The sequence below is a fragment of the Mycobacteriales bacterium genome, assembly GCA_035504215.1.
GTDB lineage: Bacteria > Actinomycetota > Actinomycetes > JAFAQI01 > JAFAQI01 > DATAUK01.
The window spans coordinates 38,578-61,080 of record DATJSI010000037.1 but is presented as its reverse complement, the minus strand read 5'-3'; the positions used below and the strand labels follow the sequence as shown (position 1 = coordinate 61,080).

Below are 22,503 nucleotides of genomic sequence, written 5' to 3'. Positions count from 1 at the left end.
GCGCCGTTAGGTTGACGACGTGCGGTTGGTGGTGGCGCGGTGCTCGGTCGACTACTCAGGTCGGCTCGATGCGCATCTTCCGTTGGCCACCCGGCTGCTCATGGTGAAGACCGACGGCACCGTCCTCATCCACGCCGACGTCGGGAGCAAGGCGCTCAACTGGATGAGCCCGCCGTGCACATTGCGTGAGGAGGCGGAGCGCTGGACGGTCACCAACAAGACGGGCGAGCAGCTGGTGATCACCATCGACGAGATCGTCTCCGACGCGTACGCCGACCTCGGCATCGAGCCGGGTCTGGTCAAGGACGGCGTCGAGGCGCACCTGCAGGTGCTGCTCGCCGAGCACTGCGAGTCGATCGGCGCCGGCTTGCGGCTCGTGCAGCGCGAGTTCCCGACCGATATCGGGCCGGTCGACCTGCTGTGCAGAGACGAGTCCGGCCGAACCGTCGCAGTCGAGATCAAGCGACGTGGCGAGATCGACGGGGTCGAGCAGCTGACCCGGTACGTCGAACGGCTCGACCGGGACCCGATGTTGCGGCCGGTCCGAGGCGTCCTCGCCGCCCAGGAGATCAAGCCACAGGCCCGCGTGCTTGCAAGCTCTCGCGGGATCGAGTGCGTCGTCATCGACTACGACGAGCTGCGCGGGATCGACCCCGTGGTGCCGCGGCTGTTCTGACCGACGCCGCGATACGCGAGACTTGACGCGTGGAGATCCGCACCGCCGGGGTCGTCGGCCTGGGCACGATGGGCGCGGGCATCGTCGAGGTGTTCGCGCGGTCAGGCCTCGAGGTCGTCGCACTGGAAGTGAACGATGCGCTGCTCGCCGCCGGCACCGCTCGGCTCGAGAGGTCATTGAACCGTCAGGTCGACCGCGGCCGGCTCAGCGCCGAGGACCGGGACGCCCAGCTCGGACGGGTCCGCTTCACCACGCATCGCAGCGAGCTCGCCGCCACTGATCTGGTCGTCGAGGCGATTCCGGAGCGGCTCGACCTGAAGGCGGAGCTGTTCGCGGATCTGGATCAGATCTGCCCGCCCTCGACCATTCTCGCGACCAACACGTCGTCGTTGCCGGTCACGCGGATTGCAGCGACGACGGGCCGGCCGGACCGCGTCGTCGGCATGCACTTCTTCAACCCGGCTCCGGTCATGCGGCTGGTCGAGGTCGTGCACACCGTCCTGACCGACGCCGAGGTCGTCGAGGCGGTACGTGAGCTCGCGACCACGTGCGGCAAGACCCCGGTGGTCGTCGGCGACCGCGCCGGCTTCGTCGCCAACGCCTTGCTGTTCGGGTACCTCAACGCCGCAGCGCGCGCCGCCGAGACCGGACAGGCTGCGGTTGCCGACATCGATGCGGGCATCGTGGCCGGCTGCGGCCTTCCGATGGGACCGCTGACCCTGCTCGACCTGATCGGCCTCGACGTGTCGCTCGACGTCCTCGAGACGCTGTACGACGAAACCCGCGACCAGCGCTACGCCGCGGCGCCGCTGCTCCGGCGCCTGGTCATGGCCGGCCAGCTCGGCCGCAAGTCGGGTCGCGGCTACTACCGGTACGACGGCCCGGAGGTTGAGCCCGCCCTCGCCGTACCGGAGTTCGCCGCGGCTGCCCCGAGGCCCTTCGACCGCGTGGTCGCCGTAGTCGGGAGCGGCAAGTCGCGCGTGACGGCCGCGCTCGCCGACGTGCCAGCAGTGCCGATCGAGGACGTCGCGGACGTCGACGTCGTCGTGATCGACGGCGGCACGCGGTCGGGCACGGCCGAGCTCGCCGCCCGGGTCGCCCGCGTCACACGGGCGGGAGCGGTGCTTGCCGTCGCCACCACGGACGAGGCACCGGTCGGCACGATCGCGGCCGGCACGGGTCGAGCCGCCGATGTCGTCGGGCTGCACGCCGCACGGACCCCGCGGCCGGGCGTCCTCGAAGTCGTGGCGACGATCGAGTCGTCGCCGGCCGCCGTAGCGACGGTGGGCGCGGCGGTGCGTGCCGCCGGGCTGGTCGCCGTACCGTGCCGCGACCGGCCGGGCCACGTCCTGGACCTGCTCGTCCTCCCACATCTCGGTGACGCGGTGCGGATGGTCGACGACCACTACGCGAGCAGCGCCGACGTCGACACCGCGATGACGCTCGGCTGCGGCTACCCGGACGGGCCGTTCGCGATGCTCGATGCGGTCGGAGCCGACCATCTGCGGTCGGGGCTGCTGCACCTTGCGGCGGCGACGCACCAGGCTGCCTTGGCCCCCGCGCCGCTGCTCGACGAGCTCGCGGCTTTCGGCGGGGGAGTGACGCCATGAGCCCGCGGCGGGCGCGGCGCAAGGACGAGTCGCCCGCGCCGCTGCGCGCCCGCGCGATCCCGATGACGGAGAGCCACCCCGATGGTGAGTGGGTGGTCCGGCCGGTGTCGGCCGAGTCCGCCGGCAAGAGCTACCGCTGCCCGGGGTGCGACCAGGAGATCCGCCCGAGCCTGCCGCACATCGTCGCCTGGCGGCCCGGGGCCGAGGGTGATCGGCGGCACTGGCACACCCCGTGCTGGAACGCCCGCCTGCGCCGGGGCGCCGACGTCAAACGCTCCCGCAACGCACCCCGCTACGGCTGACCGCTTGCCGGGCGTTCAGCTGCGAACGACCTCGAGCGCGGGGGAGTCGACCAACGTCTGGAGTACGACGCAGTAGCGCTTGGTCGTCTCGACCAGCGCGTCGAGCTCCTCGCTGGATGCGGGCGAGTCAACGTCGAAGATCAGCCGGATCGCCCGGAAACCGACCGGGGCGTCGCGATCCAGCCCGAGCGTTCCGCGGAAGTCCAGATCGCCCTCCGCGCGCAGTGTCCCGCTGATCTCGATACCGCGGTTGGTCGCAACCGCGCGCATCGTGACGCCGGCGCACGCGACCAGCGCCTGAAGCAGCATGTCGCCGGAGCAGGCGAGCGACCCGTCGCCGCCGGTCGCCGGGTGCAGACCGGCCTCGACCAAGGCGCGACCGGTCTGCACCGAGCAGGACACCTCGGCGTCGTCGAGTGACCCGTCGGCGCGCAGGGTGACCAGCGCGCTGTCCGGGTCCGCTCGGTACTGCTCCTTCAGCGGCTGCTGCCGCTCTCGCAGAGTTGCTGCATCCACTGCTCAGTCGCCCGTCGACGGGTCGATCTGGGTGGTGATCCGCGAGACCTTGTCCGCCGGGAAGCCTCCGCAGCGGGCGTGCTCGTAGACGATGTCCTCGTCCGGAGCGATATAGACGCAGTACAGCTTGTCGTCCGTGACGTAGCTGTGCAGCCAGTGGATGTCTGGGCCGAGCGAGGTGATCACCTGGTTGGACTTCTGGCTGATGGCACGCAGCTCGTCGCCGGACAGCTTGCCGGCACCCGGCAGGTCGCGCTCGATGACGTACTTGGGCATGTCGTTGCCTCCCCTGTGTGTTAACGTACCGGCGGTACGTCGATCACATTCCGACAGTAGGAGAATATGCATACCGCTGGTATGGAAGTCAAGCCCACATCGAAAGATAAGCGGGTCGCGCAGGGACTGGGCACCCGGGAGGCCCTGATCACGGCCGCCCGGGAGATGTTCGGCGCGCAGGGGTACGCGGCCACGTCGACCGAGGAGATCGTCGAGCGCGCAGGGGTGACCAAGGGCGCGCTCTACCACCACTTCGCGGACAAGGAGCGGCTCTTCCGCGCGGTCTTCGAGCAGGTCCAGCAAGAGGTCTCGGACCAAGCCGTGATCGAGTTCCTTCAGCCCGACTCGTGGGACGCGCTGGTGGTCGGTTGCCGGCTGTGGGTCGAGGCGCACGCCGATCCGGCGGTCCGCCAGATCGTGCTGATCGACGCCCGGGTCGTGCTCGGCTGGGAGACCGCGCGGCTGATCGAGACCAGGTTCAGCACCGTTGCGCTGCGCGGCGCGCTGCGCAAGGCGATGCACGCCGGGGTGATCAGGCGCGAGCCGCTGCGGCCGCTCGCCCTCATGCTGATCGGCGCGCTGAGCGAGGCCTGCCTGTATCTCGCCGAGGCCGATGACCCGGTGGCGGCGAAGGCGGAGATCGGCGAGCTGATCGTGAGCCTGCTCTGCGGGATGCGGGTGTCGCCGGACGAACCCGCCGAGGTCGCCGGCCGCGCTGAGGTCGTCGGGACGGCCGAGATCGCCGACACCGCCGCCGAGTCCGCCGACACCGCCGCCGAGATCGCCGACACCGCCGCCGAGACCGCCGACACCGCCGCCGAGTAGCCGCGCGGCGACTCGCGGTCTTGTCTCCCCACGCATGGCCCATGCGTGGGCCCCCAGCACCACCAATGGGCCATGCGTGGGCCCCCAGCACCACCAATGGGCCATGCGTGCGATCGGCCCTGCGTGCGGGGACGGCCGGTTGCAGCGAGTTTCCAGGCCACGTTCAGAGAAGTTTCACAACCGGCGGCAACGGTGGATACGTGAGCGACGAGACGTACGACAGCGAGATTCCCGGCCAGCAGCACCTCGACCTTCCCGAGATCACGGAGGTCGCGGGCGAGCCCGATCCGGCGTACCGGCACTCCCGGCGCCGCAAGATCATCGCCGGCGGCACTCTGGTGGCGACCGGGCTGGCGGTCGGCGCTTGGGGCCTCACCGACGCACTGGCGGGCGGGCACGCGACCCACGGCTTCCCTCACGTGGCTTCGCTGTCCGCCGCCGGTGCGGTCAACGCATCGGATGCCGCGGCTGCGGTCGACAACGCCGTCGTGGACATCGACGCGACCGACCGTTACAGCGGCGAGGAGGACGCCGGCACCGGCATGGTCATCACGTCGGGCGGTGTCGTGCTCACCAACAACCATGTGGTTCGGGGCGCGACCAGTGTGACGGTCACCCTGGTGTCGTCCGGTCGCAGCTACCACGCCAAGGTCATCGGCACGGACGCGACCGACGACGTCGCGCTGGTCAAGATCCAAGGTGCCAGCGGGCTGTCCACGATCAGCGCCGCTGATGCATCGGCCGCGAAGACGGGTACGTCGGTCGCCGCCATCGGCAACGCACTCGGCCGCTCGGGCACGCCGACCGTCACGACGGGGAAGATCACCGGCACCGGCCGGACGATCACCGCTTCGGACGAGGACGGCTCGGACCCCGAGCAGCTGAACGGCATGCTCGAGATCGACGCCGAGATCGTGTCCGGAGACTCCGGCGGGCCCTTGGTCGACTCCAGCGGTCAGGTGATCGGGATGGACACGGCGGCCTCGAGCTCATCGGGCTTCGGTGCCGACGCGAGCGGCGTGACGGAGTCCAACGACGGCTACGCGATCCCGATCACGACCGCGCTGTCGATCGCGAAGAAGATCGCCGGCGGCAAGGCCAGCTCGACCATCGTCATCGGTACGCCGGGATTCCTCGGCGTCGAGCTCGGCTCGTCCGCGTCGACCGGATCGGGCAGCGGGGCCTACCCCGGCTTCGGCAACGGCGGTACCGGCAACGGCTGGCCGGGACTCGGCAGCGGGATCCCTGGCGGCAGTAGTGGGACCTGGCCCGGGTTCGGCTCGACCGGATCGAGCCAGTCCCCGGGCGGTACGACGTACGGCACCGCCTACCGCACCGCGGCGTCGACCGACGCGGGCCTGACCGTGCTCGGCGTGGTCGCGAACAGCCCGGCGGCCAAGGCCGGCATCAGCGAGGGCGACACGATCAGCTCGATCAACGGCACGACCGTCACTACCGAGGAGCAGCTCACCGCGGCGCTCGATCGCACCCACGGCGGTGATCGCGTCACGGTCGGATGGACCGACTCCTCAGGCGGCACGCACCAGGCCACCGTCACGCTGATCGACGGCCCGGCGGCGTAGCCGCGCAGAGCCCGGCGGCGCGTCCCTTTCCTGCGCGCCGCCGGGCTCCTTCGCCCTGGCGACCATCGCGCGAGCCACGATCGCGCGAGCCACTATCGTGCGAGCCACTATCGTGCGAGCCGCGATGTCACAGATCCTGGCGAATACCGTCCTGCCGGCACGGCGGGAGCCGGTGACACTGCACACCGCCGACGGGCTCGAGCTGGTCGGCGAGCTCGCGCTCCCGGAGTCCGCGCCGCCGGTCGCCACGCTGATAACGCTGCATCCGCTGCCCACGCAGGGCGGCATGATGGACAGCCACCTGTTCCGCAAGGCGGCGAACCGGCTGCCCGCGCTCGCCGATCTCGCGGTGCTCCGCTTCAACACGCGCGGCACCCAGAGCGAGGCCGGGCGCAGCGCGGGGCAGTTCGACGGTGGCGAGTCCGAGCGGTACGACGTCGCCGCCGCGCTCGACCTCGCCGAGTCGCGGGACCTGCCCGCCCTGTGGCTGGTCGGTTGGTCGTTCGGCACCGATCTCGCGGTGCGCTACGGCTGCGACCCGAGCGTCACGGGCGCGATCCTCATCTCGCCGCCGCTGAAGACCGCAACCGACGTCGACCTCGCCACGTGGGCGGCCTCCGGCAAGCCGCTGGTCGCGATCGTCCCGGAGCTCGACGACTACCTGAGACCGAAGCAGGCGGGTGAACGGTTCGCGGTCGTGCCGCAGGCGAGAGTGATCGACGTACCGGGGGCGAAGCACTTGTTCGTCGGCTACACCGAGGCGGTGCTCGACGCCATCGTCGCGACCGTTGCCCCCGATCGGGCGCCGCTTCCGCGGGAGTGGCCGCCGGGCGACGGCGCGGCCGGCTAGGAGCGCCGGACCGCCTCGACCAGCTCGGTCAGCACGCCGCCGGCGCTGCGCGGATGGATGAAGGCGATCGCGGACCCGCCGAAACCGTGCCGCGGCGTCTCGTCGATCAGCTCGGCGCCGCTCTCGCGCAGCGCGCTGAGCGAGCCGACGATGTCGTCGACGCCGTAGGCGACGTGGTGCAGCCCTTCACCGCGCGTCTCGAGGAACTTGCCGACCGGCGTGTCGGGACGGGTCGGCTGGAGCAGCTGGACGCAGGACCGGCCGGTGGCGCTGTCGGCAACGACGAGCATCGCCTCGTGCACGCCCTGCGCCTCGTTCGTTTCGCGGCCGAGAACGGTGAGGTCGAACGCCGCCGTGTAGCGGGCGATCGTCGCCTCGAGGTCCCTGCACGCGATCCCGACGTGGTCGATGCGGGTGAACATCGCCGTATCGTGTCAGTTATGCCTGGTTCGGTGATCGTCGGTGGTGCCCGTACTCCAATCGGCAAGCTGCTCGGCTCGCTCGGTGACTTCCCGGCGGTTGATCTCGGTGGCTTCGCCATCGAGGCGGCTCTGGCGCGGGCGGGCATCGGTGGCGACGACGTCGACTACGTGATCCTGGGTCAGGTCCTGCAGGCCGGCGCCGGCCAGATCACGGCCAGGCAGGCCGCCGTCAAGGGCGGCATCCCGATGACGGTGCCGGCGTTGACGGTCAACAAGGTCTGCCTGTCCGGTCTCGACGCGATCGCGCTGGCCGACCAGCTGATCGGCGCGGGTGAGTTCGACGTCGTGGTCGCCGGCGGCATGGAGTCGATGACGAACGCGCCGCACCTGCTGCCGGGTGCTCGCCGCGGCTACCGGTACGGCGACGGCGTGCTGCTCGACTCGATGGCGTACGACGGGCTGTTCTGCGCGTTCGACCAGTGCGCGATGGGGGAGTCGACCGAGAAGCACAACGCGCTTCTCGGGATCAGCCGCGTGGAACAGGACGAGTTTGCCGCGCGGTCGCACCAGCTTGCTGCCGCGGCGCAGAAGAACGGCGCGTTCGACGAGGAGATCGTCACCGTGAGCGTTCCGCAGCGTCGCGGCGACCCGATCGTCGTGACGACCGACGAAGGCGTGCGCGCCGACACGACGGTCGAGGGGCTGACGTCGCTGCGTCCGGCCTTCGCCAAGGACGGCACGATCACCGCGGGCTCGGCGTCACAGATCTCCGACGGCGCCTGTGCGGTCGTCGTGATGTCGCGCGACGCCGCAGAGCGGCACGGCGCGCCGGTGCTCGCCGAGATCGGCTATCACGGCGTCGTCGCCGGACCGGACGCGTCGCTTCAGGCCCAGCCGGCGAACGCGATCAACAAGGCGCTGGCCCGTGCCGGCGAGGACGTCTCAGCCCTCGACCTGATCGAGATCAACGAGGCCTTCGCTGCGGTTGCGGTGCACTCCGCGAAGCTGCTCGACGTGTCGTGGGACAAGGTCAACGTGAACGGCGGCGCGATCGCGCTCGGCCACCCGATCGGTGCGTCCGGCGCGCGCCTCGCGCTCACCCTCGCGCTCGAGCTCCGCCGGCGCGGTGGCGGATACGGCGCGGCCGCGCTCTGCGGCGGCGGCGGCCAGGGCGACGCCCTGCTCCTGCGCGTCCCCGCTGCCTGAGTCCGGAGCGACCCCTAGGGTCGAGCTATGGCCTTCGACGTCGCGGAGCTCGTCGCGCGTGCCCGCGACGGTGACCACCGCAGCGTCGCCCGGCTGATCTCCCTGATCGAGAGCTCTTCACCGCAGCTGCGCGAGGTGACGGCCGCACTCGCGCCGCACGCCGGTGCCGCCGAGGTCATCGGGTTGACCGGCTCGCCGGGGGTCGGCAAGTCGACGACGACGTCTGCGTTGCTGACGGCGTACCGGGCGGCCGGCAAGCGGGTCGGTGTGCTGGCCGTCGACCCGTCGTCGCCGTTCAGCGGCGGCGCGTTGCTCGGTGACCGCGTGCGCATGCAGGACCACGCGACGGATCCCGGCGTCTACATCCGCTCGATGGGCACCCGCGGGCACCTCGGCGGCCTGGCGTGGGCGACACCGCAGGCGGTCCGCGTGCTCGACGCGGCCGGCTGCGACGTCGTGATCGTGGAGACCGTCGGAGTCGGGCAGGCCGAGGTCGAGATCGCCTCGCTCGCGGACACGACAGTCGTGCTGCTCGCGCCCGGCATGGGCGACGGCATCCAGGCGGCGAAGGCCGGCATTCTCGAGATCGCGGATGTCTTCGTCGTCAACAAGGCCGACCGCGACGATGCCGACCACACCGTGCGCGATCTGCGCACGATGATGTCGCTGGCCGAGTCGCCGGACCCCGGCGCCTGGAAGCCGCCGATCGTCAAGACGATCGCGTCCCAGGGCGAGGGCAGCGACGCGCTCGTCGAGGCGATCGCACGACACCGCGAGTGGCTGCTGTCCTCGGGTCAGCTCGAGCGTCGCCGCCGCGCCCGCATTGCCGACGAGATCGAGGCGATCGCGGTCACCGCCGTACGCGAACGGTTCAGCGACCTGCGCGGAGGTGCGGCGCTGGACGCGCTCGCCGATCGGGTGCTGTCCGGTTCGACCGATCCTTACGCCGCAGCCGACGAGCTGGTTGCGGCCGCGAGCGCGGAGTAGGCCGCTGCGCCGGCCGCTGACTCGGGCGTCATGATCCCTTCGCCTGGCAGCCGGCGAAGGTCGCGTTCCAACCCTTGAGCTTCTCGACGTAGTCATGCGCGCGGTCTCGGAGAGATTTGCCGCCGGCCGTGAACGCGTCCGGTGAGGTCACGATGTCCTGCGCGCCGGCACCGCTGCGGTTGGTCACGATCAGCAGGTAGCTGCGCGCCGGCGGCGCCTGACCGTTGGCGTGGAACACGACTCCGTTCGCGACGACGAAGTAGATCCTCGCGTCGGCGACGTCGTGGATCAGGTTGCTCAGCGGTTGCGGTGCGGCGCTTTCGTCGACGGTGAGGTTCGGCACCCGGCCGCTCGGACAGCTCGGCGGCTGGGGTGACTGGGTCGGCGATGCCTGGACGACGACTGCCGGCTGCCGGTGCCGCGCCGGATGATGGCTGGCCAGAGCGAGCCCGAGTGGAACTCCCGCCGCAACGACCAGCGTCGTGGTCGCGCCGGCCGCGATCTGCTGCCGACGCACCTTCCTGCGGCTGCGCTCGCGGGCGCCGGCGACGGGATCGGCGTACTCCACCGTCTCCGCGCGTTCCTGCAGACAGTCGCGGATCATGGTGTCGAGGTCGGTCATGGCGTTCTCCCAGCGAAGTCGCGAGTAACGGGATGGGTGCGAAGCGCGGCGAGAGCGCGACGGAGATGAACGCGCACCGTGCTCGCCGCGCAGCCGAGGATCCGGGCGATCGCGTCATCGTCGAGATCCTCGTAGAAGTGCAGGACGACCACGGCACGCTGACGAGTCGGCAAGCTTTGGATGGTTACCCAGAGGGCCTGCCGGTCGATCGCCGTCTGGTCGAACTCGATCGTCGTTGTGGGCAGCTCGGCGGTGTCGGTCACTCGCTCGGAGAAGGACCGGCGGCGGCGCCAGGAGGTGAGCTGGTTGACCATGATCTTGCGGGCGTAAGCGTCCGGGTTGCCCTCGTCCGCCAGCCGCCGCCAGCGGCGATGCACGCGCGTCAGCGCTTCTTGCGAAAGGTCCTGTGCGAGCTGTCGGTCGCCGGTGAGCAGGTAGCCGAACCGGATCAGAGCCGGCCCGCGCGCGACCGCCCACTCATCGAACTCCGCGCCCACACCTCATTAACGCGCTCTGCGCGCCGATCCGGGTACCGAAGGCTCACGCAAACCTGCCACCGATCACGGTTGTCGCGGGCTGCGTCGCTCGAGCTGGTGGATCAGGCTCTTCAAGCTCGCGACCTCGTCGCGGAGCGCCTTCTTGCCGGCGTTGGTCAGCTCGATCCAGGTACGGGGTCGCTTGCCGTCGTACCCCTTCTCGATCGTGACCAGCTTCGCTTTCTCCAGGACGGTGAGGTGCTGCGAGAGGTTGCCGGCGGTGAGGTCGAGCGCGTCGCGCAGGTAGGTGAACTCCACGCGTCGCGCTTGTTGCGCGATGGCGAGGATGCCGAGCCGGACCCGTTGGTGTACGACGTCGTCGAGCCCGTTGACCGGGTGCTCGCTCATCCGGCCGGCCGCTGACGACGGGCATGGGCGAGGGCGACGACGAGGCTGCCGGCCAGCAGGACAGCGCCGCTGGCCAGCAGCCGGGGAAGGAAGCCCCAGATATCGGGGTGGGCGAGATGGGTCAGGAGCGAGGCCGAGTGCGCGGCCAGGCGGGTGTGGTGGACGACGGTCATCGCGACCACCAGGTAGACCACCGTGACCGCCGCCAGCACCCAGTCGCGTTCGATCCAGGCGAGCAGCAGCAGCGCCAACCCGATCGCTCCCTCCGGACTGGCGATCCGGTCGACGAGGGTGCCGGGACTGCCGGGGTTCGAAATGGCGTGCAGGGAGGTCGGGTTCGCGCTCGACCACAGTGCCCATGCGATCGTGAGCACGGTGAGCGCGGCGCCGACCGCAAGGTAGGGCTGCACCCTGGTGCCGATGCCGCGCTCGTTGGACCGGCGCAGGTAGAACCACCCGATGACCGCATAGGCGAGGAGCAGCGCCACCGTCCAGTACCAGAGCGACAGGACTCCGTAGGCCCGGCAGATCTCGCGCCCGCCGGACTCGGCCGCGCAGTGCGTGTGGTGCGGGCCATAGCGGTCGAACGGGATCGCACCGAAGGTCACCACTGCGAACACGAGGAGCGGCAACCACGCGCTCCGCTGGTCGCGGCGTACCCGTCTGGTCAGGCTGCGGGTGGCTGCCAGAAGGTTCTGCGGGTCACCCGATGCGGATGCGGGCGTAGACGTCATAGCACAAGGTTTGCATTACAAACCTCTTTTGTCCAGAGACCAAAGGCACGACGGTTCGCCGTACGATCGGCGGCTGTGAGCCGGGAGCCGCTCGACCTGCCGTTCGACCCGATCGAACGGGCCGGCGAGCTGTGGGAGTCGCACTTCGGACCGGCGGCCGCCATGCGGGTCGCGACCTCGGTCATGCGCGCCCAGCAGCTGTTGCTCTCGCGCTACGACGAGATCCTCAGGCCGTATGCGCTGACGTTCGCGCGTTACGAGGCGCTGGTGCTGCTGCACTTCAGCCGCACCGGGGAGCTGCCGCTGTCGGTCATCGGCGAACGGTTGATGGTGCACCCGACCAGCGTCACCAACACGATTGACCGGCTGGCCGCGCAAGGCTTCGTCGAGCGCCGGCGCAACCCGCGCGACGGTCGCGGAGTGCTCGCGAAGCTGACCGACGCGGGTCGGGAGACGCTCGAGCGCGCCACCGTCGACCTGACCGCCGACGGCTTCGGGCTCACGGCGTACGACGAGAGCGACCTGCGAGCAATCTTCGAGCAGCTGCGTACTTTGCGGCTGGCGGCGGGAGACTTCGGAGTGGCGGGGGTTGGCCAAGATACTAGGACGTCCTAGTATCTACTGAGGGGCCTTCACCCGGGAGTGTGCGATGGACGCGAAGGACATCGAGGCGGGCCGCGCACGCTGGCAGCAGCGGTTCGACGCGGCCGGCACTCGCGAGGCCGACTTCACCTCCCTGTCGGGCAGTGAGGTCGACCCGGTCTACGGCCCGGCGCCCGGCACGGGCTACGACGGCTTCGAGCGGATCGGGTGGCCGGGCGAGTACCCGTTCACCCGCGGGCTGTATCCGACCGGTTACCGCGGCAAGCAGTGGACGATCCGGCAGTTCGCCGGGTTCGGCAACGCGGAGCAGACCAACCAGCGCTACAAGATGATCCTCGAGGCCGGCGGCCACGGGCTGTCGGTCGCGTTCGACATGCCGACGTTGATGGGCCGCGACTCCGACGACCCGCGCTCGCTCGGCGAGGTCGGGCACTGTGGCGTCGCCATCGACTCCGCCGCGGACATGGACGTGCTGTTCGCCGGCATCCCGCTGGCGGATGTCACCACGTCGATGACGATCAGCGGTCCCGCCGTACCGATCTTCTGCATGTACCTCGTCGCCGCCGAGCGGCAGGGCGCAGACATCGGCGTACTCGACGGAACGCTGCAGACCGACATCTTCAAGGAGTACATCGCGCAGAAGGAGTGGCTGTTCGGGCCCGAGCCGCACCTGCGCCTGATCGGCGACCTGATGGAGTTCTGCGACCAGCGGATCCCGCGCTACAAGCCGCTGTCGGTCTCGGGCTACCACATCCGCGAAGCCGGCTCGACCGCCGTACAGGAGCTGGCGTACACCCTCGCCGACGGGTTCGGCTACGTCGAGCTCGGGCAGTCGCGCGGCCTGGACGTCAACCGGTTCGCACCCGGACTGTCCTTCTTCTTCGACGCGCACATCGACTTCTTCGAGGAGATCGCGAAGTTCCGTGCCGCGCGGCGGATCTGGGCGCGGTGGATGCGTGACGTGTACGGCGCAACCGATCCGCGCGCACAGTGGCTGCGCTTCCACACCCAGACCGCCGGCGTCTCGCTCACGGCACAGCAGCCGGACAACAACGTCGTGCGTACCGCGGTCGAGGCACTCGCTGCCGTGCTCGGTGGCACGAACTCGCTGCACACCAACGCTTTGGACGAGGTGCTCGCGCTGCCGAGTGAGAAGGCCGCGGAGATCGCGCTGCGGACTCAACAGGTGCTGATGGAGGAGACCGGCGTCACGAACGTCGCCGACCCGCTCGGCGGCTCGTGGTACCTCGAGGCGCTCACCGACCGGATGGAGGCGGAGGCGGAGGCGATCTTCAGCCGGATCCGCGAGATGGGCAGCGACGGCACGATGACGTCGGGCATCCTTCGCGGCATCGAGGACGGCTGGTTCATGGCCGAGATCGCCGATGCCGCGTTCGCCTACCAGAAGGCGCTGGAGAAGGGCGACAAGAAGGTGGTCGGCGTCAACGTCGGCGAGGACACTGTCGTCGGCGAGCTCGAGATCCTCCGCGTCTCCCACGAGGTCGAGATCGAGCAGAACCGGATGCTCGCCGCGCGGCGCGATGCCCGCGACGACGCGGCCGTCATGGCCTCGCTCGCGACCCTGCGCGAGGCGGCCCGCGGGTCCGCGAACCTGCTCCCGCCCATGCTCGAGGCCACCAGGCTCGAGGCGACCTTGGGCGAGATCTGCGGCGTACTGCGCAAGGAGTGGGGCAGCTACCGGGAACCTGCCCGCTTCTGAGCTGCGCCGGGCTTCATTAGCCTTGATCGCGTGACCTCCGCTCCCCGAGACCTGCCGCTGCGAGGCGCCGTCGACCTGTCCACCCTCAACCGACCGGCGCCGGCGGCCGGCGCGCCTGCAGCGGCCCCTGGTGCGCTGGTCATCGACGTCACCGAAGCGAGCTTCGAGACCGAGGTCGTCAACCGCTCGATGCAGGTGCCGGTGGTCATCGACTTCTGGGCCGACTGGTGCGGGCCGTGCAAGCAGCTCTCGCCGGTTCTGGAGAAGCTGGCGAGCGAGGGTGGCGGCCGCTGGGTGCTCGCGAAGATCGATGTCGACGCGCAGCCCCGGTTGAGCCAGGCGTTCCAGATCCAGAGCATCCCGAGCGTGATGGCGGTGATCGGCGGCCAGCCGGTGCCGCTGTTCCAGGGCGCCGTCTCCGAGCAGCAGGCGCGCCAGGTGATCGACGAGGTGCTGCGGGTCGCCGCGGCGAACGGCGTGAGCGGGACCGTCGAGGCGGCGGAGCCCACGGAGCCCGCTCCGGACGAGTCCGGTGTTGATCCGCGGTACGCCGATGCCGAGGCCGCTCTCGATCGTGGAGATCTCGAGGCTGCACTGGCCGCGTTTCGCGTCGTCCTCGAGCATGCGCCGGCCGACCCGATCGCGCTGGCCGGCGTCGCCCGCTGCGAGCTGCTCCTGCGGGTGAGAGGAGTCGACGAGGCGGCCGCCCGCGCGCGGGCGGCCGGCGCGCCGGACGACGTCGACGCGGCGCTGGTGGTCGCCGACCTCGACCTGGCCGACGGCCGGGTCGACGAGGCGATCGGCGGGCTGGTCGACCTGGTACGACGCAGCGCCGGTGACGACCGCGAGCGGGCGCGACTGCATCTGGTCGAGCTCTTCGCAGTGCTCGACCCGCAGGACCCCCGACTGGCGGCCGGCCGCCGAGCCTTGGCGAACGCCCTCTTCTAACCCGCAACACCGCCGCACGCACACCCCTGCACGCACACCCCGCACGCACACCCCCGCACGCTCTGGCGTTCGGTGGTCAAGATCACGAAGAGGGGTGGGCGACGGGGGTCGTTACGCTCGCGGCATGGCTGACTACGTGAGGCTCGAGGTCGAGGGCGCAATCGGGACGATCCGCCTTGACCGCCCGCCGATGAACGCGCTCAACGCGCAGGTGCAGGAAGAGATGAAGGCGGCGGCGATCGAGGCCGGCGAGCGGCGAGAGGTGCGCGCCGTCATCATCTGGGGCGGCCCGAAGATCTTCGCGGCCGGCGCGGACATCAAGGAGATGGCGGTCGCGTCGTACTCGGACATGGTCGACCGGTCGACCGGCCTGTCGGAGGCGTTCTCGACAGTTGCGCGGATCCCGAAGCCGGTCGTCGCCGCGATCAACGGGTACGCGCTCGGCGGCGGTTGCGAGCTTGCGCTGTGCGCCGACCGGCGGATCGCCGCCGAGGACGCCCACCTCGGTCAGCCCGAGATTCTGCTCGGCGTCATTCCGGGCGCGGGCGGCACGCAGCGGCTGCCGCGGCTGATCGGCCCGGCAAAGGCCAAGGACCTCTGCTTCACCGGACGCTTCGTCGGCGCCGAGGAGGCGCTGCGGATCGGCCTGGTCGACGAGGTCGTGCCGGCCGACTCGGTGTACGACGCGGCGGTCAAGTACGCGAGCGCGTTCGCGAACGGCCCGGCGTACGCGCTTCGGGCCGCCAAGGAGTCGGTCGACCGTGGGCTCGAGGTCGACCTCGACACCGGCCTGGCGATCGAGCGCCAGCAGTTCGCGGCGCTGTTCGCGACCGAGGACCAGACCACCGGAATGACCTCGTTCGTGGAGCACGGACCCGGCAAGGCGGTCTTTAAGGGCCGCTGATCAGGCCTTTTGCCCGTCACACCGGTAGCGAACCGGAAGAATCCGGTTGACCGGTTTGGGTACGGTCGAGGGTGTGACCGGAACGGGGGGTGAGCAGGCTCAGAAAGGGTCCATCACCGACGTAGAGACTCCCGAACCGTCGGGCGCCACGACGCGCTCGCGGTTCGCTGCTCTCTGGTGGCTGCGTTCCTACGCCAGGCCCTGGTCGCGCCAGATCGCGACCATGTTCGTCGCCGCGATGATCGGTGTCGCGGCGAGCACCGTGGTGCCTCTGGTCATCGAGGCGATCGTCAACGGGCCGATCAAGCGCGGTGATCGCGGCCAGCTGCTCCCGCTGTTCCTCGCCGTCCTCGGCCTCGGCATCACCGAGGCAGGGCTGATCGCCTACCGCCGCTGGATCCAGTCGATCGCGGTGCTGATGATCGAGCGCAACATGCGCGACGACCTGTACGCGCATCTGCAGCAGCTCTCGGTCGGGTTCCACGACCACTGGGGCACCGGGCAGCTGCTCTCGCGCGCGACCAGCGACCTGTCGACGATTCGCCGGTTCCTCGGGTTCGGCGCGATCTATCTCGTCGTCAACACCGTGCAGTACATCGCGGTCATCGTGCTTCTCCTTCTGACCTACTGGCCGCTCGGCATTCTCGTCGGCGTCGGGACGTTCCCGGTCGTGCACCTGGCCCGCCGCTTCGGTGAGTCGTACGCCGTCGTGTCACGGCGCATGCAGGACCAGCAGGGCGACCTTGCGACCATCGCCGAAGAGGCCGCGAGCGGGATCCGCGTCACCAAGGCGTTCGGCCGCGGTCCCTGGCTGACCGGGCACTTCATGGAGGCCGCGCAGCTGGTCCGTGGCTCGCAGCTGGACATGGTCAACCTGCTCGGCCGGTTCTGGTCGCTGCTGTTCCTGATCCCGAACCTCACGATGGCGCTCGTGGTCCTGCTCGGCACGATCGCCGTCGTCCACGGCGCGATGACCCTCGGGGCACTGGTCGCGTTCGTCACACTGCTGGTCCTGCTGCAGTGGCCGGTCATCGACATCGGCTGGATCCTCGCGATGGGCGAGGAGGCGGCGACCGCGGCGATGCGGTTGATCGAGGTCTTCGAGACCGAGCCGACGATCGTCGACCCGCCGTCCCCGATTCCGTTGATCCGGCCGCGCGGCCGGCTGTGTTTCGAGTCGGTGGCCTTCCAGTTCGCCGACGCCGATGAGCCGACGCTGCACGACATCTCGCTGGACATCGAGCCCGGCGAGACGGTCGCCATCGTGGGCGCGACCGGATCGGGCAAGAGCGTGCTGACCGCACTGCCCTCGCGGCTGCAGGACGTCACCGCCGGCCGGATCACGCTCGACGGGATCGACATCCGTGACCTGCCGCTCACGCAGCTGCGGCGCGAGGTCGCGACCGCTTTCGAGGATCCGGTGCTGTTCTCGATGAGCGTTCGCGAGAACCTCTCGCTCGGTCGGCCGGACGCGTCCGAGGACGACATCCAGGCCGCGCTCGAGCTGGCCCAGGCCACCTTCGTCCACGACCTGCCGTGGGGGCTCGACACCCGGATCGGCGAGCAGGGGCTCTCGCTGTCCGGCGGACAGCGGCAGCGGCTCGCGCTCGCGCGCGCGGTGGTCGCGCGGCCGACCGTGCTGGTGCTCGACGACCCGCTGTCGGCGCTCGACGTCCACACGGAAGCCCTCGTCGAGCGGGCCCTCGCTGCGGTGCTGAGGGAGACGACCGGGCTGGTCGTCGTACACCGCCCGTCGACCGTTGCCCTCGCCGACCGCGTCGCCCTGCTCAAGGACGGCACTCTCGCAGCGGTCGGGACGCACTCGGAGCTCATGCGGCTGCCGGCGTACGCCGCGATCCTGTCGGTCGACGGCACCGAGCGGGAGGCGTCGTGACCGTCGACCGTTCGGATGTCCTCAGCGACGAGATCGAGGAGCTCGACGACCTCGCGCGCTGGCGCGGCGTCGCCGCGGACACCGACGAGGAGATGCCGACATCGGTCTCGGTGCTCCTGCGCCGCCGGACCCGCGCGCTGCTCTCCTCGCTCCTGCAGCCGCACCGGCGCGCCATGCTCAAGGTGTCGGCCGCGATCGTGGTGGGCACCGGGGCGTCGATGGCGATCCCGGCGCTGGTCGGTGCCGGGATCGACACGGGCATCAAGCATGCCCGCGGAGGCGACTACACGCCGATCGCGGTCATCACCGCGGCGATCGTCGGATGCGCGCTGGTCCAGGCGTGGCTGACCCGCGTGTTCCTGCTCGGCTCAGGACGGATCGGGCAGGACGCGGTGCTCGAGCTGCGCCGCCGCGTGTTCGTGCACTTCCAACGGCTGAGCCTGTCCTTCCACGAGAGCTACACGTCAGGGCGCGTGATCAGCCGGCTGACCTCGGACTTCGACGCGATCAACGCGCTGCTCGACGCAGGTCTCGACACTCTCGTCACGTCGGTGCTGACGATCGTCACGATCACCGTGATCCTCCTGGTGCTGGACTGGCCGCTTGCGCTCGTGTCGCTGGTCTCGTTGATCCCGCTCGCCTACATGAGCCGGTGGTACCAGCGGCGTTCGACGGTCGCCTACCGGCGTACCCGTGAGGCGATCGCGCTGGTGATCATCCACTTCACCGAGTCGTTGCGCGGGATCCGCGCGGTGCAGGCATTCCGCCGCGAGCCGCGCAACGATGAGATCTTCCGGGACCTCGACGAGCGCAACCGCAAGGCCATGACGACGTCGTTCCAGCTGCTGACCGTGTACTGGCCCGGGATCCGGTTGGTCGGCAACGTCACCACCGCGGTAGTCCTTCTGTACGGCGGAACCCGGGTGATCGACGGCAAGATGGGAGTCGGCGTCCTCGCCGCGTTCGTGCTCTACCTCCGCCAGTTCTTCGAGCCGATGGCCGAGGTCAGCCAGTTCTACGACGCGTTCCAGGGCGCGGCGGCCGGCATCGAGAAGCTCGCCGGAGTGCTCGACGAGCGGCCGTCGGTCAAGCTGCCCGAAGCATCGGCAGAGCTTCCGGCCGATGACTTCCGCGGCGCGGTGTCGTTCGACCACGTGAGCTTCGGCTACCGACCCGGCCGAGAGGTCGTGCACGAGTTCTCCCTCGACATCCCGGCGGCGCAGACGGTCGCGCTGCTCGGCAACACCGGGGCAGGCAAGAGCACTCTGGCGCGACTGCTCGCGCGGTTCTACGACCCGCTGTCCGGCACCGTGTCGATCGACGGCATCCCGCTGCCCGCGCTCGCGGAGGGCGACCTGCGTCGCGCGGTTGCGATGGTGACGCAGGAGTCGTTCATGTTCTCGGGATCGGTGGCGGACAACATCGCGTTCGGGCGTCCGGACGCGACTCGCGCCGAGATCGAAGCGGCCGGTCGCGCCGTCGGCGTCGATGCCGTCGTCTCGCACCTGCGCAACGGCTACGACGAGAGTGTCGGCAAGAACGGTTCGCGGCTGTCGGCCGGCCAGCGCCAGCTGATCGCCCTCGCCCGGGCGCTGCTGGCCGATCCCGCGGTGCTGATCCTCGACGAGGCGAGCTCGTCGCTCGACGCCCCGACCGAGCGGCTGGTGCAGCACGCCCTGCGCACGGTGCTCGCGAACCGGACGGCGCTGATCATCGCGCACCGGCTCTCGACGGTCTCGATCGCCGACCGCGTCCTCGTGATGGCCGACGGGCGGATCATCGAGGATGGCACGCCGCACGACCTGCTGGAAGCCGGCTCGGGGGAGTACGCCGCGCTCGCCCATGCCTGGCGGGAAAGCCTGGTCTGACCCGGCACGGGCCGGCCTGATGTCCCGTCGTTTGAGGTCACCGTATTCGTGCATGATCAGGTGGTGACGACGACCGAGGCGACGCCCGGTCGTCCGGGCGTCGGCCGCCGCGTGACCGGATTTGTCGCACGCCGGATCGAAGACTCCTTCGGCGGCCCGGCACGCACCCGGGTGATCCTGATCTTCGGGGCGGTGTGGGCGCTGTCCAGCGCGGACAGCGCCACGGTCGGTGCGTCCGCAACGGTGCTGCGGCATGCGCTGCACATCGACAACGCCGACATCGGCTTACTAGTCGGGGTCAACTCCGTGGTGGGTGCAATCGCAAGCATTCCGTTCGGGGTGCTGGCCGACCGGATGCGGCGTACGACGACTCTCGGGCTCTCCATCGCGCTCTGGGGCGCGTGCATGGTGTGGAGCGCGACGGCGAGCTCGTTCTCCTACCTGCTGTTGACCCGGCTGTGTCTCGGTATTGCCACCGCGTCAGCCGGTCCGGTCGTCGCGTCGATGCTCGGCGACTGGTTCGCCAGTGCCGAACGCGGTCGGATCTACAGCTACGTGCTGACCGGTGAGCTGCTCGGGGCCGGCGTGGGCTTCGCGGTCACCGGCGACATCGCGGCGCTGTCCTGGCGGCTGGCCTTCCTCGTGCTCGCGGTGCCCGCGTTCTTCATCGCCTGGCTGGTGCTGAAGCTGCCGGAACCCGTGCGTGGCGGCGTCGGCTTGATCCCGACCGGCGCCCAGCGCATCCCGGTGGTCGCCGACCATCGGGTCGCGGGCGAAGACGTCGCGGAAGCGGACGAGCTCGAAGAGACCGACGCGCAAAGGGTGTCGCGCGAGAAAGGCGTCGCGCCCGACCACGCCAACATCCTGGTCGAAGACGCGCGAACGATGAGCCTCTACTCCGCCACCCGCTACATCCTGTCGATCCGCACCAACGTGGTCATGATCATCGCGGGTGCGTGCGGCTACTTCTATCTCGCCGGCGTGCAGACCTTCGGTGCCGAACTGGTGCACCAGCAGTACGGCATCAACCAGGCGCTCGCCAACCTGCTGATCCTGGTGCTCGGCCTCGGCGCGGTCATCGGCGTACTGGTAGGCGGCCGGCTCGGCGACGCGTTGCTCGCGCGCGGGGTGCTCAACGGGCGGATGCTCGTAGCCGCGATCACGTCGGGGCTCGCGGCCGTTGCGTTCATCCCTGCGCTGCTCACCCATCACTCGACCCGGGCCTTGCCCTACCTCGTCGTCGCGGCGTTCGGGTTGTCGGCTCAGAACGCGCCGCTCAACGCGGCCCGGCTCGACATCATGGTGCCGCCGTTATGGGGGCGGGCCGAGGGGATTCGCACGTTCCTGCGGACCGCGGCGCAGGCGCTTGCGCCGATCCTGTTCGGCGCCACCTCGGACATCGTGTTCGGCAACCGGCACGGCGCGCTGCACTGGACATTCCTCGTGATGCTCGTGCCGCTGATGGCCAGTTCGCTCGTGCTGTTCCGTGCGATGTCGAGCTACCCGCGCGATGTCGCGACCGCGGCGGCGGCTACTCGTCGCTGATTGCGCCGTCCGGCGCGTGCCGGTCCAGGAACGAGTAGACGTCGGTGGTGTCGACGCCGGGGAAGGTGCCCGGCGGAAGCGCGGCGAGCAGGTGAGTGTGCGGTCGGGCGGAGGGCCATGCCTGCCCGGCCCAGCGTTCGGACAGCTTGGCCGGCGGCCGCCGGCAACAGGTCGGTGCCGGGCAGGTCGAGCGCCGGCGGCGATGAGTGTCCGAGCCGCGGAACCATTTCGCGTGATGGAAGGGAACGCCGACGGTCACGGCGAACTCGCCGCCCGGTCCCGGTTCGACATGCGCCGTACAGAAGAAGGTGCCGCCGGGTGTGTCGGTGTATTGCAGGTAGGTGCCGTAGCGCTCGGGCGAGGTGAACACCTGGCGTGAGGCGTACTCGCGGCAGGCGAGCTGGCCTTCGATCGCGCCGATGGCGTCGGTCGGGAAGGCCAGGCCGTCGTTCTCGTACGCCTTGTAGATCGTGCCGCTGCGGTCGGTCCGGCTGAAATGCACCTGCAGGTCGAGGTGATGGGTGGCGAGGTTGGTGAAGCGGTGTGCAGCGGTCTCGTGCGACACGGAGAAGACATCGCGGATGTCCTCCATGTTGATGGCGTGGTCGCGTTTCGCGTCCTGAAGGAAGCGCACGGCGGTGGTTTCGGGGACGAGAACGGCAGCCGCGTAGTAGTTGGCTTCAACCCGCTGGCGCAGGAAGTCGGCGAAGTCGGCCGGGTCGGTGTGACCGAGCGCGAAGTGCCCGAGGGTCTGCAGCACCACGTAGCGCGGGTCGTGGCCGGCTGGTTGTTGCGGAAGGTAGATCCGCCGGTGCTCGAGGTCGGTGATCGAGCGGGTCGAGTCGGGCAGGTCGCTCACGTTGTGCAGGGTGAAGCCGTAGTGCGCCGCAAGGTCGTTGATCAGCCGTTGCGGGAGCGCGCCGCCGGTGTAGTGCACGGACCGCAGCGCGGTGCCGACCTCGGCTTCGATCTCGGCGAAGTAGTTGTCGATGCTGCGCATCTGCCGGCGCAGGTCGACGTTTGCCTGCCGGGCGGCTTCCGGGGTCGCGGCGAACCGGGCGTCCCGACGGCGCAGCTCGTCGTGCAGGGCAACCACGTGTTCGAGGACATCGGTGGGGATCCGCGGGCTGGGCCGAAGCGGTGCGAGGCCGAGCGATGCGTACGCCGGCTCGCGCTGGGCGCGCTCGAGGGCGATCTCCAGCGATGCCCGCCGGCTCGGCGGCTCCGGGCGGAGCAGGTCCTCGACGGGTACGTCGAGCGCGGCGGCGATCGCCCGGAGCTGGGAAAGGCGGGGCTCGCGCCGGCCGTTCTCGACCAGCGAGAGGGCGGAGCTCGCCGAGCCGACCGCAGTGGCCAGATCGGCGAGGGTCAGCTCCCGGGCCCGGCGCAGATGGCGGACCCGCTGGCCGAGGGTGACCAGGTCGACGTCGGCGGCGGCAGAGCGTAAGGCGTTCTTCGCCGAAAGTGAAGATTCGCCCTTCTTCATGTTCTAGGCCTCTTCGCGCCGCGCGAAATCATGGTCATAGTG

At 70.1% G+C, this 22,503-nt stretch carries 23 protein-coding genes; 15 read left to right on the top strand and 8 right to left on the bottom strand.

Annotation, left to right across the window (positions count from 1 at the left end):
- Positions 1-19 precede the first annotated feature (19 nt).
- Genes nucS through VME70_04595 form a run of 3 tightly spaced genes read left to right on the top strand, consistent with a single transcriptional unit; the run spans position 20 to position 2,588 of the window.
- A complete protein-coding gene (gene nucS / locus VME70_04605; GenBank protein HTW19479.1) occupies positions 20-676 on the top strand; it encodes an endonuclease NucS in 657 nt (218 codons plus the stop codon).
- A gap of 29 nt (positions 677-705) precedes the next feature.
- The gene (locus VME70_04600) at positions 706-2,286 is read left to right on the top strand and encodes a 3-hydroxybutyryl-CoA dehydrogenase (GenBank protein ID HTW19478.1); all 1,581 of its coding nucleotides are present in this window, start codon (positions 706-708) and stop codon (positions 2,284-2,286) included.
- Positions 2,283-2,588 carry a hypothetical protein gene (locus VME70_04595; GenBank protein HTW19477.1) on the top strand — a complete coding sequence of 102 codons (306 nt, stop codon included), beginning with the start codon at positions 2,283-2,285 and terminating at the stop codon, positions 2,586-2,588. Before VME70_04600 ends, VME70_04595 begins: the two co-directional genes overlap by 4 nt.
- 15 nt (positions 2,589-2,603) lie before the next feature.
- On the opposite strand, the gene VME70_04590 is transcribed toward VME70_04595, so the two are convergent.
- Positions 2,604-3,104: an OsmC family protein gene (locus VME70_04590; GenBank protein ID HTW19476.1), complete on the bottom strand. Its 501-nt coding sequence runs from the start codon at positions 3,102-3,104 to the stop codon at positions 2,604-2,606.
- A 3-nt stretch (positions 3,105-3,107) separates the two neighbouring features.
- Positions 3,108-3,380 carry a DUF4242 domain-containing protein gene (locus tag VME70_04585; protein HTW19475.1) on the bottom strand — a complete coding sequence of 91 codons (273 nt, stop codon included), beginning with the start codon at positions 3,378-3,380 and terminating at the stop codon, positions 3,108-3,110.
- An 81-nt stretch (positions 3,381-3,461) separates the two neighbouring features.
- Here VME70_04585 and VME70_04580 point away from each other — a divergent pair, with 81 nt between their 5' ends.
- From VME70_04580 to VME70_04570, 3 genes are all read left to right on the top strand, one after another.
- Positions 3,462-4,205, top strand: coding sequence for a helix-turn-helix domain-containing protein (locus VME70_04580; protein HTW19474.1), 744 nt, complete (start codon positions 3,462-3,464; stop codon positions 4,203-4,205).
- Between the two features lie 200 nt (positions 4,206-4,405).
- The gene (locus VME70_04575; GenBank protein HTW19473.1) at positions 4,406-5,788 is read left to right on the top strand and encodes a trypsin-like peptidase domain-containing protein; all 1,383 of its coding nucleotides are present in this window, start codon (positions 4,406-4,408) and stop codon (positions 5,786-5,788) included.
- A gap of 124 nt (positions 5,789-5,912) precedes the next feature.
- Positions 5,913-6,638: a hypothetical protein gene (locus VME70_04570; protein ID HTW19472.1), complete on the top strand. Its 726-nt coding sequence runs from the start codon at positions 5,913-5,915 to the stop codon at positions 6,636-6,638.
- On the opposite strand, the gene mce is transcribed toward VME70_04570, so the two are convergent.
- Positions 6,635-7,060, bottom strand: coding sequence for a methylmalonyl-CoA epimerase (gene mce / locus VME70_04565; GenBank protein ID HTW19471.1), 426 nt, complete (start codon positions 7,058-7,060; stop codon positions 6,635-6,637). The genes VME70_04570 and mce overlap by 4 nt on opposite strands.
- An 18-nt stretch (positions 7,061-7,078) precedes the next feature.
- On the opposite strand from mce, the gene VME70_04560 reads away from it, so the two are divergent.
- Positions 7,079-8,266, top strand: a complete 1,188-nt coding sequence (locus tag VME70_04560) for an acetyl-CoA C-acetyltransferase (GenBank protein HTW19470.1) — start codon at positions 7,079-7,081, stop codon at positions 8,264-8,266.
- Positions 8,267-8,293: 27 nt separating this feature from the next.
- Positions 8,294-9,253: a methylmalonyl Co-A mutase-associated GTPase MeaB gene (gene meaB / locus VME70_04555; protein ID HTW19469.1), complete on the top strand. Its 960-nt coding sequence runs from the start codon at positions 8,294-8,296 to the stop codon at positions 9,251-9,253.
- A gap of 28 nt (positions 9,254-9,281) precedes the next feature.
- Here the strand turns inward: meaB and VME70_04550 are convergent, their stop codons facing one another.
- The 4 genes from VME70_04550 to VME70_04535 all read right to left on the bottom strand — a co-directional run bounded on the left by VME70_04550 (position 9,282) and on the right by VME70_04535 (position 11,493).
- Positions 9,282-9,875: a hypothetical protein gene (locus VME70_04550; protein HTW19468.1), complete on the bottom strand. Its 594-nt coding sequence runs from the start codon at positions 9,873-9,875 to the stop codon at positions 9,282-9,284.
- Positions 9,872-10,372, bottom strand: a complete 501-nt coding sequence (locus VME70_04545; protein ID HTW19467.1) for a SigE family RNA polymerase sigma factor — start codon at positions 10,370-10,372, stop codon at positions 9,872-9,874. Before VME70_04545 ends, VME70_04550 begins: the two co-directional genes overlap by 4 nt.
- Before the next feature lie 63 nt (positions 10,373-10,435).
- On the bottom strand, positions 10,436-10,759 hold the full coding sequence (locus tag VME70_04540) for a transcriptional regulator (GenBank protein ID HTW19466.1): 324 nt from the start codon (positions 10,757-10,759) through the stop codon (positions 10,436-10,438).
- Positions 10,756-11,493 (bottom strand): hypothetical protein, encoded by a 738-nt coding sequence (locus VME70_04535; GenBank protein HTW19465.1) that lies wholly within the window; start codon positions 11,491-11,493, stop codon positions 10,756-10,758. Before VME70_04535 ends, VME70_04540 begins: the two co-directional genes overlap by 4 nt.
- A gap of 75 nt (positions 11,494-11,568) precedes the next feature.
- On the opposite strand from VME70_04535, the gene VME70_04530 reads away from it, so the two are divergent.
- From VME70_04530 to VME70_04500, 7 genes are all read left to right on the top strand, one after another.
- Positions 11,569-12,108, top strand: a complete 540-nt coding sequence (locus VME70_04530) for a MarR family transcriptional regulator (GenBank protein HTW19464.1) — start codon at positions 11,569-11,571, stop codon at positions 12,106-12,108.
- Positions 12,109-12,142: 34 nt separating this feature from the next.
- The gene (locus tag VME70_04525; protein ID HTW19463.1) at positions 12,143-13,816 is read left to right on the top strand and encodes a methylmalonyl-CoA mutase family protein; all 1,674 of its coding nucleotides are present in this window, start codon (positions 12,143-12,145) and stop codon (positions 13,814-13,816) included.
- A 30-nt stretch (positions 13,817-13,846) separates the two neighbouring features.
- A complete protein-coding gene (locus VME70_04520) occupies positions 13,847-14,764 on the top strand; it encodes a tetratricopeptide repeat protein (GenBank protein ID HTW19462.1) in 918 nt (305 codons plus the stop codon).
- Between the two features lie 124 nt (positions 14,765-14,888).
- A complete protein-coding gene (locus VME70_04515) occupies positions 14,889-15,668 on the top strand; it encodes an enoyl-CoA hydratase-related protein (protein HTW19461.1) in 780 nt (259 codons plus the stop codon).
- 73 nt (positions 15,669-15,741) lie between these two features.
- Positions 15,742-17,562 (top strand): ABC transporter ATP-binding protein, encoded by a 1,821-nt coding sequence (locus tag VME70_04510; protein HTW19460.1) that lies wholly within the window; start codon positions 15,742-15,744, stop codon positions 17,560-17,562.
- Entirely contained in the window at positions 17,559-19,430 is a 1,872-nt protein-coding gene (locus VME70_04505) for an ABC transporter ATP-binding protein (GenBank protein HTW19459.1), read from the top strand. Before VME70_04510 ends, VME70_04505 begins: the two co-directional genes overlap by 4 nt.
- Positions 19,431-19,493: 63 nt before the next feature.
- Positions 19,494-20,975 (top strand): MFS transporter, encoded by a 1,482-nt coding sequence (locus VME70_04500; protein ID HTW19458.1) that lies wholly within the window; start codon positions 19,494-19,496, stop codon positions 20,973-20,975.
- On the opposite strand, the gene VME70_04495 is transcribed toward VME70_04500, so the two are convergent.
- Positions 20,962-22,461, bottom strand: a complete 1,500-nt coding sequence (locus VME70_04495) for a helix-turn-helix domain-containing protein (protein HTW19457.1) — start codon at positions 22,459-22,461, stop codon at positions 20,962-20,964. The genes VME70_04500 and VME70_04495 overlap by 14 nt on opposite strands.
- Positions 22,462-22,503 lie beyond the last annotated feature (42 nt).

Excerpts from the sequence above, each read along its gene's own strand:
- VME70_04585 (HTW19475.1), bottom strand. The coding sequence starts at position 3,380 with ATGCCCAAGTACGTCATCGAGCGCGACCTGCCGGGTGCCGGCAAGCTG.
- VME70_04580 (HTW19474.1), top strand. The coding sequence starts at position 3,462 with ATGGAAGTCAAGCCCACATCGAAAGATAAGCGGGTCGCGCAGGGACTG.
- VME70_04535 (HTW19465.1), bottom strand. The coding sequence starts at position 11,493 with ATGACGTCTACGCCCGCATCCGCATCGGGTGACCCGCAGAACCTTCTG.
- meaB (HTW19469.1), top strand. The coding sequence starts at position 8,294 with ATGGCCTTCGACGTCGCGGAGCTCGTCGCGCGTGCCCGCGACGGTGAC.
- VME70_04515 (HTW19461.1), top strand. The coding sequence starts at position 14,889 with ATGGCTGACTACGTGAGGCTCGAGGTCGAGGGCGCAATCGGGACGATC.
- VME70_04560 (HTW19470.1), top strand. The coding sequence starts at position 7,079 with ATGCCTGGTTCGGTGATCGTCGGTGGTGCCCGTACTCCAATCGGCAAG.
- mce (HTW19471.1), bottom strand. The coding sequence starts at position 7,060 with ATGTTCACCCGCATCGACCACGTCGGGATCGCGTGCAGGGACCTCGAG.
- VME70_04550 (HTW19468.1), bottom strand. The coding sequence starts at position 9,875 with ATGACCGACCTCGACACCATGATCCGCGACTGTCTGCAGGAACGCGCG.
- VME70_04595 (HTW19477.1), top strand. The coding sequence starts at position 2,283 with ATGAGCCCGCGGCGGGCGCGGCGCAAGGACGAGTCGCCCGCGCCGCTG.
- VME70_04570 (HTW19472.1), top strand. The coding sequence starts at position 5,913 with ATGTCACAGATCCTGGCGAATACCGTCCTGCCGGCACGGCGGGAGCCG.
- VME70_04525 (HTW19463.1), top strand. The coding sequence starts at position 12,143 with ATGGACGCGAAGGACATCGAGGCGGGCCGCGCACGCTGGCAGCAGCGG.
- VME70_04540 (HTW19466.1), bottom strand. The coding sequence starts at position 10,759 with ATGAGCGAGCACCCGGTCAACGGGCTCGACGACGTCGTACACCAACGG.
- VME70_04495 (HTW19457.1), bottom strand. The coding sequence starts at position 22,461 with ATGAAGAAGGGCGAATCTTCACTTTCGGCGAAGAACGCCTTACGCTCT.